Annotated in this window: 13 protein-coding genes; 5 read left to right on the top strand and 8 right to left on the bottom strand. The window is 66.6% G+C overall.

From position 1 onward, the window contains the following. The first annotated feature begins 55 nt into the window (after nucleotides 1–55). Nucleotides 56–1,072, top strand: a complete 1,017-nt coding sequence (locus FHW97_RS13960; RefSeq protein WP_022676790.1) for a low specificity L-threonine aldolase — start codon at nucleotides 56–58, stop codon at nucleotides 1,070–1,072. Continuing rightward, nucleotides 1,069–1,992, top strand: coding sequence for a DMT family transporter (locus tag FHW97_RS13955; protein ID WP_062783556.1), 924 nt, complete (start codon nucleotides 1,069–1,071; stop codon nucleotides 1,990–1,992). Before FHW97_RS13960 ends, FHW97_RS13955 begins: the two co-directional genes overlap by 4 nt. Here FHW97_RS13955 and FHW97_RS13950 read toward each other — a convergent pair. Then, nucleotides 1,902–2,822: an SDR family NAD(P)-dependent oxidoreductase gene (locus tag FHW97_RS13950; protein WP_370525410.1), complete on the bottom strand. Its 921-nt coding sequence runs from the start codon at nucleotides 2,820–2,822 to the stop codon at nucleotides 1,902–1,904. The genes FHW97_RS13955 and FHW97_RS13950 overlap by 91 nt on opposite strands. Before the next feature lie 127 nt (nucleotides 2,823–2,949). On the opposite strand from FHW97_RS13950, the gene pepN reads away from it, so the two are divergent. Next, the gene (pepN, locus tag FHW97_RS13945; protein ID WP_168351940.1) at nucleotides 2,950–5,559 is read left to right on the top strand and encodes an aminopeptidase N; all 2,610 of its coding nucleotides are present in this window, start codon (nucleotides 2,950–2,952) and stop codon (nucleotides 5,557–5,559) included. Further along, entirely contained in the window at nucleotides 5,556–6,317 is a 762-nt protein-coding gene (gene pgeF / locus FHW97_RS13940) for a peptidoglycan editing factor PgeF (RefSeq protein ID WP_054131788.1), read from the top strand. The genes pepN and pgeF overlap by 4 nt, the downstream gene beginning before the upstream one ends. A 6-nt stretch (nucleotides 6,318–6,323) precedes the next feature. Here the strand turns inward: pgeF and FHW97_RS13935 are convergent, their stop codons facing one another. From FHW97_RS13935 to FHW97_RS13910, 6 genes are all read right to left on the bottom strand, one after another. Next, a complete protein-coding gene (locus FHW97_RS13935) occupies nucleotides 6,324–6,749 on the bottom strand; it encodes a GNAT family acetyltransferase (protein ID WP_168351939.1) in 426 nt (141 codons plus the stop codon). Between the two features lie 6 nt (nucleotides 6,750–6,755). Then, complete coding sequence (locus FHW97_RS13930) at nucleotides 6,756–7,571, bottom strand: siderophore-interacting protein (protein ID WP_168351938.1); 816 nt, start codon at nucleotides 7,569–7,571, stop codon at nucleotides 6,756–6,758. A 115-nt stretch (nucleotides 7,572–7,686) separates the two neighbouring features. Further along, nucleotides 7,687–9,090: a trehalose-6-phosphate synthase gene (locus FHW97_RS13925; protein WP_370525409.1), complete on the bottom strand. Its 1,404-nt coding sequence runs from the start codon at nucleotides 9,088–9,090 to the stop codon at nucleotides 7,687–7,689. Further along, the gene (locus FHW97_RS13920; RefSeq protein ID WP_168351936.1) at nucleotides 9,087–10,901 is read right to left on the bottom strand and encodes a glycoside hydrolase family 15 protein; all 1,815 of its coding nucleotides are present in this window, start codon (nucleotides 10,899–10,901) and stop codon (nucleotides 9,087–9,089) included. Before FHW97_RS13920 ends, FHW97_RS13925 begins: the two co-directional genes overlap by 4 nt. 26 nt (nucleotides 10,902–10,927) lie before the next feature. Continuing rightward, nucleotides 10,928–11,701 carry a trehalose-phosphatase gene (otsB, locus tag FHW97_RS13915; RefSeq protein WP_168351935.1) on the bottom strand — a complete coding sequence of 258 codons (774 nt, stop codon included), beginning with the start codon at nucleotides 11,699–11,701 and terminating at the stop codon, nucleotides 10,928–10,930. 123 nt (nucleotides 11,702–11,824) lie between these two features. Then, on the bottom strand, nucleotides 11,825–12,253 hold the full coding sequence (locus tag FHW97_RS13910) for a MerR family DNA-binding protein (protein WP_171799252.1): 429 nt from the start codon (nucleotides 12,251–12,253) through the stop codon (nucleotides 11,825–11,827). Between the two features lie 87 nt (nucleotides 12,254–12,340). Here FHW97_RS13910 and FHW97_RS13905 point away from each other — a divergent pair, with 87 nt between their 5' ends. Next, nucleotides 12,341–13,081: a MauE/DoxX family redox-associated membrane protein gene (locus FHW97_RS13905; protein WP_168351933.1), complete on the top strand. Its 741-nt coding sequence runs from the start codon at nucleotides 12,341–12,343 to the stop codon at nucleotides 13,079–13,081. Between the two features lie 58 nt (nucleotides 13,082–13,139). Here FHW97_RS13905 and guaA read toward each other — a convergent pair whose 3' ends face one another. Beyond that, nucleotides 13,140–14,711, bottom strand: coding sequence for a glutamine-hydrolyzing GMP synthase (guaA, locus tag FHW97_RS13900; RefSeq protein ID WP_022676802.1), 1,572 nt, complete (start codon nucleotides 14,709–14,711; stop codon nucleotides 13,140–13,142). Between the last annotated feature and the right edge of the window lie 200 nt (nucleotides 14,712–14,911).

The raw sequence follows: 14,911 nt of genomic DNA, 5'->3' as shown, positions 1-14,911 counted from the left end.
CCTGCAACAACGGGTGGCTTGACCGCACAACGCCTTCGCAGGCAGTGCGGTTTCCATGCATTTCTTCTCTGACAACGCCGCGTCCGTCCACCCCCGCGTCTGGGCCGCGATGCAGGCCGCCGACGCGCCCGACTTTCCCTATGATGCCGATGCGCAGAGCCGCGCGCTGGACGAGGCGTTTTCCGCGCTGTTCGGCACGCCCTGCGCCGCGCTGTGGGTGGCCACCGGCACGGCGGCCAATTGCCTGGCATTGAGCGCGATGGTGCCGCCGCACGGCGCCGTGGTCTGCCACCGCGAGGCGCATATCGAGATGGACGAGGGCGGCGCGCCAGGCTTTTTCACCCATGGCGCCAAGCTGATCCTGGCCCAGGGCGATGGCGCGCTGTTGACGCCCGAAAGCATTGCCGCCGCGATCGATCCGATTCGCCCCGGCGTGCACCAGGTGCAGCCGCATGCCATCTCGATCACCCAGGCCAGCGAATATGGCCGCGCCTATCGCCCGCACGAAGTGGCCGCGATCGGCTCGCTGGCACGCACGCGCGGCCTGATGCTGCACATGGATGGTGCACGCTTTGCCAATGCCGTGGCGTTCCTCGATTGCGATCCTGCCGCGCTCACCGCGCAGGCGGGCGTCGATGCCTTGAGCTTTGGCTTCGTCAAGAACGGCGGCCTGGGGGCAGAGGCGATCGTGCTGTTCGACGAGGATCTGGCCGATGTGATCCGCTTCCGCCGCAAGCGCGCCGGGCATCTGCAATCCAAGGGCCGCTATCTGGCGGCGCAGATCTTGGCCATGCTGGAGCATGACCTGTGGCTGGCCAATGCCCGTGCCGCCAATGCCGCCGCGCAGGAACTGGCCACGGCCTGCGCCGGACGCCTGCTGCACGCGGTAGAGGCGAACGAGCTGTTCGTGACGCTGAGCGATGTGGAAAAGACCACGCTGCGCGGCATGGGGTTTGATTTCTATGATTGGCCCGCGCCAGTCGGCACGCCGGGTGCGGCCCGGCTGGTGACGGCCTGGAACAGCGATCCGGCCCATGTTGCCGCGCTGGCCCGCGCGATTCGCACGCTGTGAGCGCAGCCTCTCCCGCCCCGCCGGAAAGCCTGTGGCGGCCGCGCGTGGTTATCCCGTTCCTGGCCGTGGCGCTGATCTGGGGCTCCACCTGGCTGGTGATCAAGGGACAGGCCGGCAGCGTGCCGCCAAGCTGGTCTGTGTGCTATCGCTTTGCCTTGGCGGCGCTGGGCACCTTTGTGCTGGCCGTGCTGCGCAGGGATCGCCTCGCGCTCGATCGCCAGGGCTGGACCCTGGCCCTGGGCATCGGCTTCTTTCACTTCACGATCAATTACCAGTTCCTTTATCCCGCCGAACAGCACCTGACATCGGGCCTGGTCGCGGTGCTCTATGCGCTGCTGATGGTACCCAATGCCGTGCTGGCCCACGTCTTTCTGGGGCAACGCGTGCCGCGCGGGTTCTGGGCCGGTTCGGCCGTGGCGCTGGCGGGGATCGCCCTGCTGGTCCTGCACGAAGTGCGCGTGGCGCCGGCTACCACCACGCCGTGGCTGGGCATCGCCATGGTGACGGTTTCCATCCTGGCGGCATCGGTGGCCAACGTCATCCAGGCCTCGGGCCCGGCGCGGGCGCGACCGGTGGTGCCGATCCTGGCCTGGGCCATGACCATCGGCGCGCTGATCGACGGACTGGTGGCGCTGGCGCTGGCCGGGCCGCCGACGGTCGACTGGACCTGGTCCTATGTCTCGGGCGTGCTCTATCTGGCGATCGTGGGTTCGGTGATCACCTTCCCGCTCTATTTCCAGCTGCTGAAAGACATGGGCGCGGGCCGCGCGGCGTATAATGGCGTGCTGGTGCCGGTGGTGGCCATGGCGCTGTCGACCGTGTTCGAGGATTATCGCTGGTCGCTGCTGGCGGCAGGTGGCTCTGCGCTGGCGATGGTCGGGCTGGTCATGGCGCTCAAGGCGCGCAACCCTTCGCGATAGGTGGGATAGGCCGGGCGCCAGCCCAGCACGCGGCGCGCCTTGCCCGCGGCAACGCGGCGGCTTTCGGCATAAAACCCCCGCGCCATGGGCGAAAGCTGCGCTTCATCGGCGGTGAGCAGCGGCGGCAGGGGCAAGCCGGTGAGCCGCGCGGCCTCTTCCACCACGGCGTTCTGGCTGGCCGGTTCGTCGTCGGCCAGATTATAGACGCCGGGCGGCCCGGCAAAGGCGGCGATCGTGGCGCCGGCGATATCGTCCACATGGATGCGGCTGAACACCTGGTCGCGGGCGATGATGCGATGCGCGGTGCCTTCGCGCAGCTTGTCGATCATGCTGCGCCCCGGGCCATAGATGCCGGGCAGGCGCAGCACGCGCACGCGAGGATCGAGCGCCTGCCAAGCCAGGTCTGCCGCCACACGCGCGGAACGCCGCCCGCCGCCGATCGGTGCGGTTTCATCCACCCAGGCGCCGCGCGCATCGCCATAGACCCCGGTGGACGACCAATAGCCGATCCACGCGCCCGGCCAGTTGGCTAGTGCCGCGCCATAGGTTCCCAGCACCGGATCGCCGCCTTCGCGCGCAGGCGGGACCGAAGACAACACATGGCTGGCCTGCGCCAGGGCGGCGTGGACGGCGGCGCTATCGGCAAAGTCGATCGTGCCGGCGCGGCCGGTGCCGCTGACCTGCCAGCCTTGCGCGCGCAGGGCCTTGGCCAGGACTTGCGCGGCATAGCCTATGCCGAAGATGAACAGGTGGCCTTCGTGCGCTGTATCTGCTTGTTCCTCGTCACCCCGGACTTGATCCGGGGTCCCGCTGTGTTTGCTATCGGTCATCGGTCGCGCGAGGCCTCCACCACCCCAGCCCCTTCTTGCGAAGCAGAGAGGGCTTAAACCCGGCAATTATCCCCTGTTTCCGATTTGCTCAATTGCCCCTTGGCCTCCGGCTTCCTAAGTCAGGGCCATGAAGGATTCAGCCAGCCAGCCGCCCGTCGTGATCCAGCGCGCCGATTATCGCCCGCCTGCCTGGCTGGTGCCCGATATCGCGCTCGATTTCCTGCTCGATCTTGCCGCCACGCAGGTGACCGCGACGCTCGATGTGGAGCGCAACGCGGCTGGCGATGGCGGGCCGCTGCGCCTCAACGGCGATGGCCTGGTGGCGCAGAGCGTCTCCGTGGATGGCGAGCCGCACAGTGCCTGGGCCATGGATGGCGACGATCTGGTGGTGGAACTGCCGGGCGATGCGCACCAGGTGACGATCGAGACCACGATCGATCCCACCGCCAACACCCAGCTGTCCGGCCTCTATGCCTCGGGCGGGCTGCTGTGCACCCAGTGCGAGGCCGAGGGCTTTCGCCGCATCACCTTCTTCCCCGATCGGCCCGACGTGCTCAGCCGCTATACCGTCACGCTCACGGCGGACAAGGCGGCGTTCCCGGTGCTGCTGTCGAACGGCAATCCGATGGACAGCGGCGAGGAAGACGATGGCACGCACTGGGCGATCTGGCACGATCCCTGGCCCAAGCCGTCGTACCTTTTTGCCCTGGTCGCCGGTGATCTGATTGCCACGCGCGACCGCTTCACCACCATGTCGGGGCGCGATGTCGATCTAGCGATCTGGGTGCGGGCCGGCGATGAAACCCGCACTGCCCACGCCATGCGCGCGCTGATCGCCTCGATGGACTGGGACGAAAAGGTCTATGGCCGGGAATACGATCTCGACCTGTTCAACATCGTGGCTGTTTCCGATTTCAACGCCGGGGCGATGGAGAACAAGGGGCTGAACATCTTCAATACCCGCTATATCCTGGCCGACCCGGAAACCGCGACCGACGCCGATTACGACGGCGTGGAAGGCGTGGTGGCGCACGAGTATTTCCACAACTGGTCGGGCAACCGCGTGACCTGCCGCGACTGGTTCCAGCTTTCCCTGAAGGAAGGCTTCACCGTGCTGCGCGACCAGCAGTTCTCGGCTGATCAGGGCTCTGCCCCGGTCAAGCGGATCGAGGATGTGCGCGTGTTGCGCAGCGCCCAGTTCCCTGAGGATTCGGGACCGCTGGCGCACCCGATCCGCCCCGATTCCTATCAGGAAATCAGCAATTTCTACACGGCAACCGTCTATAACAAGGGGGCCGAGGTCATCCGCATGATGACCGTGCTGGCCGGCTCGGAAAGGTTCCGCGCGGGGACGGACCTTTATTTCGAGCGCCACGATGGCGAGGCCGCGACCTGCGAGGATTTCGTCACCGCGATCGAGGATGGCGCCGGGCTCGACCTCAAGCAGTTCCGCCGCTGGTACGAGCAGGTCGGTACGCCGCAGGTGGACGTGGGCATGACCCACGATGCCGCCAGCGGCACGGTGACTCTGGCGTTCAAGCAGACCGTGCCGCCCACGCCGGGCCAGCCGGTAAAGCAGCCGATGGTCATTCCGCTGCGCACGGCGCTGTTCGATCGGGCTACCGGCCGCCATGGCGGCGAACACCTCATCGTGCTGGCTGACGCCGCGCAGACCTTTACCTTTGACGGCTTTGCCGAGGCGCCGGTGCTGTCGATCAACCGCGGGTTTTCGGCGCCCGTGGCGATCAATGCGCCGCAAAGCGTGGAAGACCTGGTGTTCCTCGCCGGCCACGATGACGATGCCTTTGCCCGCTATGAAGCGATGCAGCAACTGGTGGTGCAGCATCTGGTGGCGGCGGTCGAAGGGCGGCTCGATGATGCATCGCGCGAGGCTGGCCGCGCCGCGATCAGCGGGGCGCTGGGCGCGATCCTGGCCGATGCCGCGCTGGATGACCTGATGCGCGGCGAACTGGTCATGCTGCCGGGCGAGGCCTATCTGGCCGAGCAGATCAATCCGGTCGATCCGGCGCGCGTTCACGCCGAGCGCGAAGCACTCAAGGCCTGGCTGGGCCGTGAACTGGGCGACGCTTGGCGCGGCCTGCACGATCGCTGCACGGCGGTGCCCTATGGCCTTGATGCCGCGGCGCGCGGCGCGCGCAAGCTCAAGACCCAAGCGCTGGTCTATCTCGCTGCTGCCGATCCGGTCGAGGCGGCGCAGCGCGCCAAGGCGCAGTATGACGCGGCCGACAACATGACCGATCGCCAGGGCGCGCTGATGGTGCTGTGTGGGCTGGACGTGCCCGCGCGCGACGACGCGCTGGCGCATTTCCACGCTCGCTTTGCCGACAATCGGCTGGTGATCGACAAGTGGTTCTCGCTCCAGGCCGGCTCGCTCCACCCGCGCGCGCTCGATCATGTGCGCGCCCTGGCGCAGCATGCCGATTTCACCCTGACCAACCCCAACCGCGTGCGGGCGCTCTACATGGCGTTTGCCGCCAATCCCCAGGCGTTCCATGCGGCCGATGGCGCCGGCTATGCGCTGATTGCCGATCTGATCCTGGCACTCGATCCGATCAACGGCAACGTGGCGGCACGGTTCGTGGCGCCGCTGGGCCGCTGGCGGCGGATCGAGCCGGTGCGCGCCGCGCTGATGCGTGCGCAGCTGGAGCGGATCGCCGCCGCGCCGCGCCTGTCGCGCGATGTGCGCGAACAGGTGAGCAAGAGCCTGGACGGATGAGCGTCGAGGTTCTCACCCACCCCGCGCTGGACGGCGCCGCGCATGGTTTCCTCGGGCGGCGCGGCGGGGTTTCTGCTGGCATTCACGCCGGGCTCAACGTGGGCTGGGGCAGCGAGGATGACCCGGCCGCCACGGCCGAAAACCGCCGCCGCGCCACTGCGGCGGTGCTGCCGGGCGCCACGCTGGTCTGCGCCTATCAGGTGCATTCGGCCGATGTCATCACCGTGGACCAGCCGTGGGACGAAGCGGACCGCCCGCGCGGCGACGCTCTCGTCACCCGCCAGCGTGGCGTGCTGTTGGGCATTTTGACCGCCGATTGCGCGCCGGTGCTGTTTCACGATCCCCACGCCGGGGTGATCGGCGCGGCCCATGCCGGCTGGCGCGGTGCGTTCGATGGCGTCACCGATCGCACGGTGGCGGCGATGGAGGCGCTGGGCGCCGATCGTGCGGCGATCGTGGCGGTGGTCGGCCCGTGCATCGGCCAGAAAAGCTATGAGGTGGACGCAGGGTTCGAAGACCGCTTCCTGGCCCAGTCAGCCGAAAACGAACGCTTTTTCCGCGCCGGCAAGGCGGGCCACGCCTGGTTCGATCTGCCCGGCTATGTCGCGCATCGGCTCCACGCGTTTGGCGTGGGCGTGATCGGCATGCTGGACGAAGATACCTACGCCCAGCCCGACCGCTTCTTCTCGTTCCGCCGCGCCACCCATGCCGGAGAGCCGGGCTATGGCCGCGAGATTTCGCTGATCGGGCTGAAGTAGGGCACCCTACCGCCCGTCGAGGCGGCGGCCCAGGGTTTCCACCGCCTGGGGTTCGTATCCCAGCGCGGCATAGAATGCCTTGGTCGCCAGGTTGTCGGCACGGATCATCAGCATCACCTTGGGGCAGTCGCGCGCGGCAAGCCACTGTTCGGCCGCTTGCATCAGCGCGCGACCCAGGCCCTGGCTCTGAAACGCCGGGGCCACGCCCAGGTAATAGACCCAGCCGCGATGGCCATCATAGCCGACCATGATCGTGGCCGCAGGCGTCCCCTCCTGCTCGGCCAGGATCACGGTGCAGGCCGGGTTTGCCATCGCCAGGTGATAGTCCGTGGCCGGATCGTTCCACGGCCGGGTCAGCCCCGCCGCCTGCCACAACGCGATCACGGCGTGGGCATCGGCAGGGCCGGCTTCTCGCAAGACAGGCTGGGCCATGGGCGGTCAGTGCCCACCGGCCGCGTCAGCCTCGCCCAGGTTCTTGGCCGAGGAATCCGCTTGGCCCGCCACCCAATAGCCGGCCGCCTTGATCCACCGCTTGTCGAGGCCGCGCGTTTCCACCAGGTATTCGCGGGCGGCGCGCGCCACGCCGGCTTCGGCCGCAATCCACACGAAGGTGGCGGGCGGCAGGTCGATCTGCGCCAGCGCCGCGATGATCGGCGCAGGATCGGTGGCGGCCGCAGCGTCGCGATGCAGCCAGTGCGTTTCCAGCGTGGCGGCGGTGGCAAAAGTCTGTTCGTCGGCGGCGCCGGGCACGGCACCGATCACCGTGGCATGCACCCCGGCGGGCAGTTCCTCCACGCGGCGGCCGATCGCCGGCAGCGCGGTTTCATCGCCTACTAGCAGCCAATGGGCAATCGGCCCCTCGATCACCTGCGAACCGCGCGGGCCGCCGATGCGGATGGGATCGCCCACCTGGGCCGCGCGCGCCCAGTCAGACACCGGGCCGCCTTCATGGTCGAAGAAATCGATGGTCAGGGTGCCGGCGGCGGCATCGTGGTGGCGCGGCGTATAATCGCGCATGATCCGCTCATCCGGCCCGCCTTCGACGAAAACCTTGATGTGATCATCGGGCGCGCCGCTGACAAAGCCGGCCAGTTCGGGCCCTTCGGCCACGATGCGGATCATGTTGGGGGTCAGCCGCTCATGCCGGGCGATGCGCAGGGTGCGCAGCGTGGTTTCGTGGCGCATGCGGCGCAGCACCGGCACGTCGGCAGGATCGGAGGGCGGGGTGGAGGTCTGGCTGGCTTGGCTGGTCATCGGGGGGCCTGTCTGTGCGGAGTGGGGCAGGGAATTGCTGTGAACGAGTTCTAAGATATATCTTTGATCGCTCTTTGGCAAGCCCTACCCACATGTCAGGCCGCGACGGTCACCATCACGCCGCGCTCAACGCTGGTTCTGGCGCCTCATCAGGATCAAGCGCGGCCATGAACTGGCCGAGCCACCACGTCACGTCCTGCTCAAGCACGGTATCCATCAGCGCGCGCCAGCGTTCCTGGCGTTCGGCCAGCGGCATGGTCAGCGCCTGGCCCAGGGCATCGGCGATCTCTTCGGGGCTATAGGGATTGACCAGCACCGCCTGGCTCATCTGCGCAGCCGCCCCGGCAAAGTTCGACAGCACCAGCACGCCCGGATCGGCCGGGTCTTGCGCCGCGACGAATTCCTTGGCCACCAGGTTCATCCCGTCGCGCAACGGGGTGACCAGGCCCACCTTGGCCGCGCGATAGACGCCGGCGAGCACATCGCGCGGATAGCCCTTGTTGACATAGCGCAGCGGCACCCATTCCACGCTGGAAAACTCGCCATTGATCCGCCCCGAAAGCGAATCCAGGCTGGCGCGGATTTCCTGGTAGGTCTGCACGCTTTCGCGGCTGGGCGGGGCGATCTGCAGCAGGAAAACCTTTTCGTGCAGGTCTTCGCGTTGCGAGAGCAGGCGTTCATAGCCGATGAAGCGTTCCTGCAGGCCCTTGGAATAGTCGAGCCGGTCCACGCCCACGATCATCGCGCGGCCGCCGGCACTTTCCTCCATGCGCTGGCGCATTGCTTCTGCCACCGGGCCATTGGCGGTGTCGGCAAATTCCTGGGCGTCGATGCCGATCGGGCAGACCACCGCGCGCAGGGTGCGGCCATTCCAGGTGACGGTATTGTCCTCGCCGATGGTGGCGTCCATCTGCGCGCGGACATAATCGATGAAGCTTTCCAGCCAATCGTGGGTGTGAAAGCCCACCACGTCATAGGCGAACAGCGATTCGACCAGTTCCTGGTGATTGGGCAGCGACACCATCAGCCGCATCGGCGGCCAGGGGATGTGCAGGAAAAAGCCGATGCGGTTGGCCACGCCCCGTTCGCGCAGGCGCTGGCCCAGCGGGATCAGGTGGTAATCGTGCACCCACACCAGATCGTCCTTGGCGATCAGCGGCAGCAGCGTATCGGCAAAGCGGGTGTTGACGCGTTCATAGCCATCGACGAACCCACGCTCGAACTCGGCCAGGCTCACGCGATAGTGGAACAGCGGCCACAGCGTGCGGTTGGCAAAGCCATCATAGTATTCGTGGATGTCCTGCGGCTCCAGATCGACCGTGGCGGTGGTGACGCCGGCCGATTTCTGGAAATTGATATGGCCGGTAAAGCTTTCGGTCTCCCCGCCCGACCAGCCGAACCAGATGCCGTCGCTTTCGCGCAGCACGGTGGACAATGCGACGGTCAGTCCGCCCTGGTTGCCCGGCTCATCCTCGCTGGGCGGCTGGACACGGTTCGAGACGACGATCAGGCGCTTCACCTTATGGCACTCCATGGCTTGCTCAGCAGGCCGGCACAGTTGATCATGCCAACGAGCGAGTAGGTCTGCGGGTAATTGCCCCACAGCTCCCCGGAAACGGGGTCGATATCTTCTGACAGCAGCCCGGCCGCGGTGCGGCGGGCGAGCATTTCCTCAAACAGTTCGCGCCCTTCCGGCGCCCGCCCGGTGGCATGGAGCGCTTCGATCAGCCAGAACGTGCAGACGTTGAAGGCGGTCGTCGGCAGACCGAAATCATCCTCGCTGGCATAGCGCAGCATATGGCTGCCACGGCGCAGGCCTTCTTCCACCGCGCGCAAGGTGCCTTGGAAGCGCGGATCATCGGGCGGCAGGAAGCGCATGTCGAGCAGCTGGATCAGGCTGGCGTCGAGATCGTCCCCACCAAACGTGGCGGAAAAGCGCTGCGTTTCCGGGCGCCAGGCGCGCGCCTCGATCGTGGCGCGGATGGCATCGGCGCGGTTCTGCCAGAAATCGGCGCGGTCGGACAGGCCCAGTTCGGCGGCGATGTTGGCCAGCCGATCGCAGGCGGCCCAGCACATCGCGGCCGAATAGGTGTGCACATGGGCGCGCGTGCGCAGTTCCCACAGGCCCGCGTCGGGCTGGTCATGCACCTGGAAGGCGCGCTCACCCACTGCTTCCAGCGCCTCGAAATCGGCCATGCCGGCCATGCGATAGAGCCGGCGGTCGATGAACGCCTGGGTGTTGCACAGCACGATCTGGCCATAGGCATCGTGCTGGATCTGTTCATAGGCCTGGTTGCCCACGCGCACCGGCCCCATGCCGCGATAGCCGGGCAGCCCTTGTGCCTCCCACTCGGTCAGCTTGTCCTCGCCGCCCAGGCCATAGAGCGGCTGGATATGGCCGCCGCGCGCGCCTTCCACCACGTTGCGCAGATATTCGAGATAGCCTTCCAGCACATCGAGTGCGCCCAGGCGATTGAGCGCCTGGATCGTGTAATAGGCATCGCGAATCCAGCAGAAGCGATAGTCCCAGTTGCGCCCGGAATCGGCGTGCTCGGGGATCGAGGTGGTCAGTGCCGCCACGATCGCGCCGGTTTCCTCGAACTGGCAAAGCTTGAGCGTGATCGCGCTGCGGATCACCGCGTCCTGCCATTCCAACGGGGTGGCCAGGCCCCGGGTCCAGTGCCGCCATTCGGCAATCGTGCGCGCCAGCATTTCTTCCAGGCCATGGCCCAGATCGTTGGCAAAGCTTTCGTCCGGCCCCAGGAAGAAATGCAGCGTCCGCTCCACCCGGAACGATCGCTCGTCATTCACCCAGCCGATCGGCGCATCGGTGGACAGGCGCAGGGTCAGATCTTGCAACAGATAGCGGATATGGTGCGAACCGCTGGTGCGCGCCGGAACGGTGGCGCCCCATTCGCTGGCCGGGCGCAGTGCCACGCGGATGCGCGGGCTACCTGCCAGACGCCGCACGATGCGGGCGAACGCCACCGGCCGGTACATGCGCCCGTGGTTCTTGTAGCGCGGGCAGAAATCGACCACTTCGATCGCGCCGCCTTGGGCATCGGTGTGGGTGGTAATCAGCACCGGAGTATTGCGGATATAGTGCTGCCGCGTCGCCACCACGTCGTCCAGGGTGATCGACCAGAAGCCCTTGGCCGCCGGATCACCCGGCGCTTTGTCGTCGAGCAGCGCGCAAAACGTCGGGTCGCCATCGAGCCGCGGCACGCAGCCCCAGACCAGGCTGCCGCTGCGATCGATCATGCCGGCCACCTGGCAATTGCCGATCGGCCAAAGATCGACGCTGGCGGCGTGGCTGTTGTCTTGGGTCATTTCCGTCTCTTGCATGCGTGCCTGGGTCATTCCGGCACCTGCGCCGTGCCATCGGCAAAGGCGCGCAGGAACGCGCGCACCGCATGCGGCGAGGGCAAGGCCAGGGTGGCGGCCGTGCTGCTGCCGTTGAGCGCCCGCTCGCCCACCAGCACGCCATGGCCGCCCAGCGCGCGGGCAGCGGCAAACCCGGCTTCGTCGGTCAGGTCATCGCCAAAGAACACCGGCCGCGTGCCGATCATGCCCTTGCGCGCCATCAGGCGGCGCACGGCCTGCCCCTTGTCGCCTCCGGGCATGCGCAGTTCGACCAGATCCTTGCCATGCTGGATCTTGAGAGCGTGGCTATCGGCCAGTTGCACAGCCATGGTTTCGGCCTGTTGGCGCGCTTGCGGCGCCAGGCGCCAGTGAAACGCCACGCCGTATGACTTTTCCTCGACCAGGCAGCCCGGCCAGGTTTGCGCGAGGCTATGAAACGCGCTGGCCACGTCATTCAACACGGCCAGGCGTTCGGGCCGCGCCCATACTTCGTTCCAGCGGTACTCCAGCCCATGACTGCCGGTGACGGGCAGGGCCTGGGCGATCGGACCGAGAATGCGGTCGATCTGTTCGAGCGAACGCCCGCTGACCATGGCCAGCCGCCCATCCAGGCGCTCGGCCAGATCGCGCAATAAAGCGCGGGTCTGGCCATCAGCGCGCACGGCTTCGGGGTCGTCGGCCAGCTCCAGCAGGGTGCCATCGATATCGAGAAACACGGTCGCGCGGTCCAGCAAACCGGGGCGCGGGGCAGGGAGTGTGGCGGGCATGGTGGCGGCGAATGGAATGGGGGCGCTCCTTGGCTGTGGCTGTCGGCTGACGCGCCTTATCAATCGCCAAAACCCCCTTTGGTTCCCGTTTGTCGCCTGACGTGATCGGCAAGTAATTGTTTTTTAAAGATCGAATGCTGCCAGAATAGGGCAGGGTCCGGCCTCGCCAGCATGGCATGCCTGCGCCAGGTGTTGCAGCGCGGCGCGCGCTTCTTCCAGCGCGGCGATCCTGGCGTCGAGCGTGGCGATCTGCTGCGCCGCCAATGCGCGCACGCGGGCACGATCGCTCGTGGCATCCAGCGCGAGCAGTTCGCTGATCTGCTCCAGCGTAAACCCGGCGGCCTGGGCAGCGCGGATGAAGCGCAAGCGGCGCACGTGGCTTTCGTCATAACGGCGGATAGCGCCGCCGGCACCATCCCCGCGCTCGGGCGTTTCGAGTATCCCGCGCCGCTGGTAATAGCGCACGGTTTCCACGCCCACTTCTGCCGCGCTGGCCAGGCTGGCGATCGTCAGGCGGCCGGGCGGTGAAGAAGCAGCATTTTGCGCAGGCATCCCTTGACTCCGTACCATGGTACGGACCCTATATGGGGTGCAGCTGCGCTGTTTCCAGCCGGTGTCCGTTGTAAAAAGGCCGCTGCTATGACCACTCCCGCCCCCCGCGCCGTCCTCTATCGCATGGTGATGGACAAGCATATTTGCCCATTCGGCCTCAAGGCCAGGTACTTGCTGCGCCAGCGCGGCTTTGCGGTGGAAGACCACTGGCTGCGCACGCGCGCGGAAACCGATGCGTTCAAGGCGGCGCACGATGTGCGCACCACACCGCAGGTGTTTATCGATGGCGAGCGGATCGGCGGCTATGACGATCTACGCCGGCATTTCGGCCTTTCGGTGCCCGATCCCAAGGCCACCAGCTATACGCCCGTCGCGGTGCTCTTTGCCATTACCGCGCTGATGGCGCTGGCCGCCAGCCAGGCCGCGTTCGGCACGCCGTTCACCCTTCGCGCGGGGGAATGGTTCGTCGGCATGAGCATGGCCGTGCTGGCCCTGCTAAAGCTGCAGGATCTCGATCGCTTCGCCACGATGTTCCTGGGCTATGACCTGCTCGCCCAGCGCTGGGTGCCCTATGCCAGCATCTATCCCTTTGCCGAGGCGCTGGCCGGCGTGCTGATGATCGCTGGGGTGTGGACCTGGCTGTCGGTGCCAGTGGCGCTGTTCATCGGCACGATCGGCGCGGTCTCGGTCTTCAAGGCCGTCTATGTCGACCGCCGCGAGCTGAAATGCGCCTGCGTCGGCGGATCGAGCAACGTGCCGTTGGGCTTCGTCTCGCTGACCGAAAACCTCGCCATGGTGGCCATGGCGCTGTGGATGTTGCTGCACTGACGCCACGAAAAAGGGTGCCGGAACCTATGGTTCGCGGCACCCTTTGGTGTGGATCAGATCATTCCCACTCGATCGTGCCGGGCGGCTTTGACGTATAGTCATAGACCACGCGGTTGATGCCCTTGACCTCGTTGACGATGCGCGTCGCCACGCGGCTGAGGAAGCCGGCGTCGAAGGGATAGATATCGGCGGTCATGCCATCGGTAGAGGTAACCGCGCGCAGGGCGCAGACCGAATCGTAGGTGCGGTGGTCGCCCATCACGCCGACGGTGCGCACCGGCAGCAGCACGGCAAAGGCCTGCCAGATCGCGTCATAGAGCCCGGCGTTGCGGATTTCCTCGAGGTAGATCGCGTCGGCCTTGCGCAGGATGTCGCAACGTTCGCGCGTAACTTCGCCGGGGATGCGGATGGCCAGGCCCGGCCCGGGGAACGGGTGGCGGCCCACGAAGATGTCGGGCAGGCCCAGTTCGCGGCCCAGTGCGCGCACTTCGTCCTTGAACAGTTCGCGCAAGGGCTCGACCAGCTTCATGTTCATGCGCTCGGGCAGGCCACCCACGTTGTGGTGGCTCTTGATCGTCACCGAAGGCCCGCCGGTGAACGACACGCTTTCGATCACATCGGGATAGAGCGTGCCCTGCGCGAGGAAATCGGCGCCACCCACCTTGCGCGCCTCGGCCTCGAACACGTCGATGAAGGTCTTGCCGATGAACTTGCGCTTGGCCTCGGGGTCGGTCACCCCTTCCAGGCCTTTCAGGAACAGCGTGGACACGTCCACGTGGACCAGCGGGATGTGATAGTGGTTGCGGAACAGCGAGACGACCTGCTCCGCCTCGCCCAGGCGCATCAGGCCATGGTCGACGAACACGCAGGTCAACTGGTCACCGATCGCCTCGTGGATCAGCACGGCGGCCACGGCCGAATCGACCCCGCCCGAAAGGCCGCAGATCACGCGGGCATCGCCCACCTGCGCGCGGATTTCGGCAATCTTGGTCTTGCGGAATTCGGCCATGGTCCAATCGCCGGTGCAGCCGCAGACGTGGCGCACGAAATTGGCGATCAGCTTGCCACCATCGGGGGTGTGGACCACCTCGGGGTGGAACTGCGTGCCGTAATACTTCTTTTCGTCGTTGGCGATGACGGCAAAGGGCGCGCCATCGGACACCGCGACGATGCGGAAGCCCGGCGCAAACTGCGTCACCTTGTCGCCGTGGCTCATCCACACCTGGTGGCGTTCGCCCACGGTCCACAGCCCATCGAACAGCACGCAAGGCTCGGTCACGGTCAGGAACGCCCGGCCGAATTCGCCCGAATCGCCGGGCTGCACTTCGCCACCCAACTGATGGCTCATCACCTGCTGGCCATAGCAGATGCCCAGGATCGGCAAGCCACTGTCGAACAGCACCTGCGGCGCGCGCGGGCTGCCATCGGCGGGCACGCTGGCGGGCGAGCCCGACAGGATGATGCCCTTGGGCTTCATGCGGTGGAATGCCGCCTCGGCCTGGGTGAAAGGGGCGATTTCGGAATAGACGCCGGCCTCGCGCACGCGGCGTGCGATCAGCTGCGTCACCTGGCTGCCAAAATCGACGATGAGGATCGATTCGGGGGCCGATTCTTCGGGCTGGATAGTCATGGCTGGCCGATAAGGAAGGCGGGCCAGACTGTCCAGCACTTGGCCAGCTGTCGGCGCAAATTCTGCGCCACAGCCCGCAGTGTGGCGTCATGGCCGCGCAATGCGGTAAAACTGTTGCGGATATGTCACGATAACTACGGTTGCGCGATGTGGATTGCGTTTTGCGCAAGTGCTGGCGCCAGGATCGCACTTGTAACAAA

It is taken from the genome of Novosphingobium sp. SG754 (assembly GCF_013149315.1).
GTDB classification, from domain to species: domain Bacteria; phylum Pseudomonadota; class Alphaproteobacteria; order Sphingomonadales; family Sphingomonadaceae; genus Novosphingobium; species Novosphingobium capsulatum.
Note: the sequence above shows the minus strand (reverse complement) of the source record. Positions and strands in the feature narration are given on the sequence as shown.

Bases quoted from the DNA above. Each gene is read 5' to 3' on its own strand.
- FHW97_RS13930 (WP_168351938.1), bottom strand. From the start codon at position 7,571: ATGACCAGCCAAGCCAGCCAGACCTCCACCCCGCCCTCCGATCCTGCC.
- pepN (WP_168351940.1), top strand. From the start codon at position 2,950: ATGAAGGATTCAGCCAGCCAGCCGCCCGTCGTGATCCAGCGCGCCGAT.
- guaA (WP_022676802.1), bottom strand. From the start codon at position 14,711: ATGACTATCCAGCCCGAAGAATCGGCCCCCGAATCGATCCTCATCGTC.
- FHW97_RS13920 (WP_168351936.1), bottom strand. From the start codon at position 10,901: ATGACCCAAGACAACAGCCACGCCGCCAGCGTCGATCTTTGGCCGATC.
- pgeF (WP_054131788.1), top strand. From the start codon at position 5,556: ATGAGCGTCGAGGTTCTCACCCACCCCGCGCTGGACGGCGCCGCGCAT.
- FHW97_RS13910 (WP_171799252.1), bottom strand. From the start codon at position 12,253: ATGCCTGCGCAAAATGCTGCTTCTTCACCGCCCGGCCGCCTGACGATC.
- otsB (WP_168351935.1), bottom strand. From the start codon at position 11,701: ATGCCCGCCACACTCCCTGCCCCGCGCCCCGGTTTGCTGGACCGCGCG.
- FHW97_RS13960 (WP_022676790.1), top strand. From the start codon at position 56: ATGCATTTCTTCTCTGACAACGCCGCGTCCGTCCACCCCCGCGTCTGG.
- FHW97_RS13905 (WP_168351933.1), top strand. From the start codon at position 12,341: ATGACCACTCCCGCCCCCCGCGCCGTCCTCTATCGCATGGTGATGGAC.
- FHW97_RS13935 (WP_168351939.1), bottom strand. From the start codon at position 6,749: ATGGCCCAGCCTGTCTTGCGAGAAGCCGGCCCTGCCGATGCCCACGCC.
- FHW97_RS13950 (WP_370525410.1), bottom strand. From the start codon at position 2,822: ATGACCGATAGCAAACACAGCGGGACCCCGGATCAAGTCCGGGGTGAC.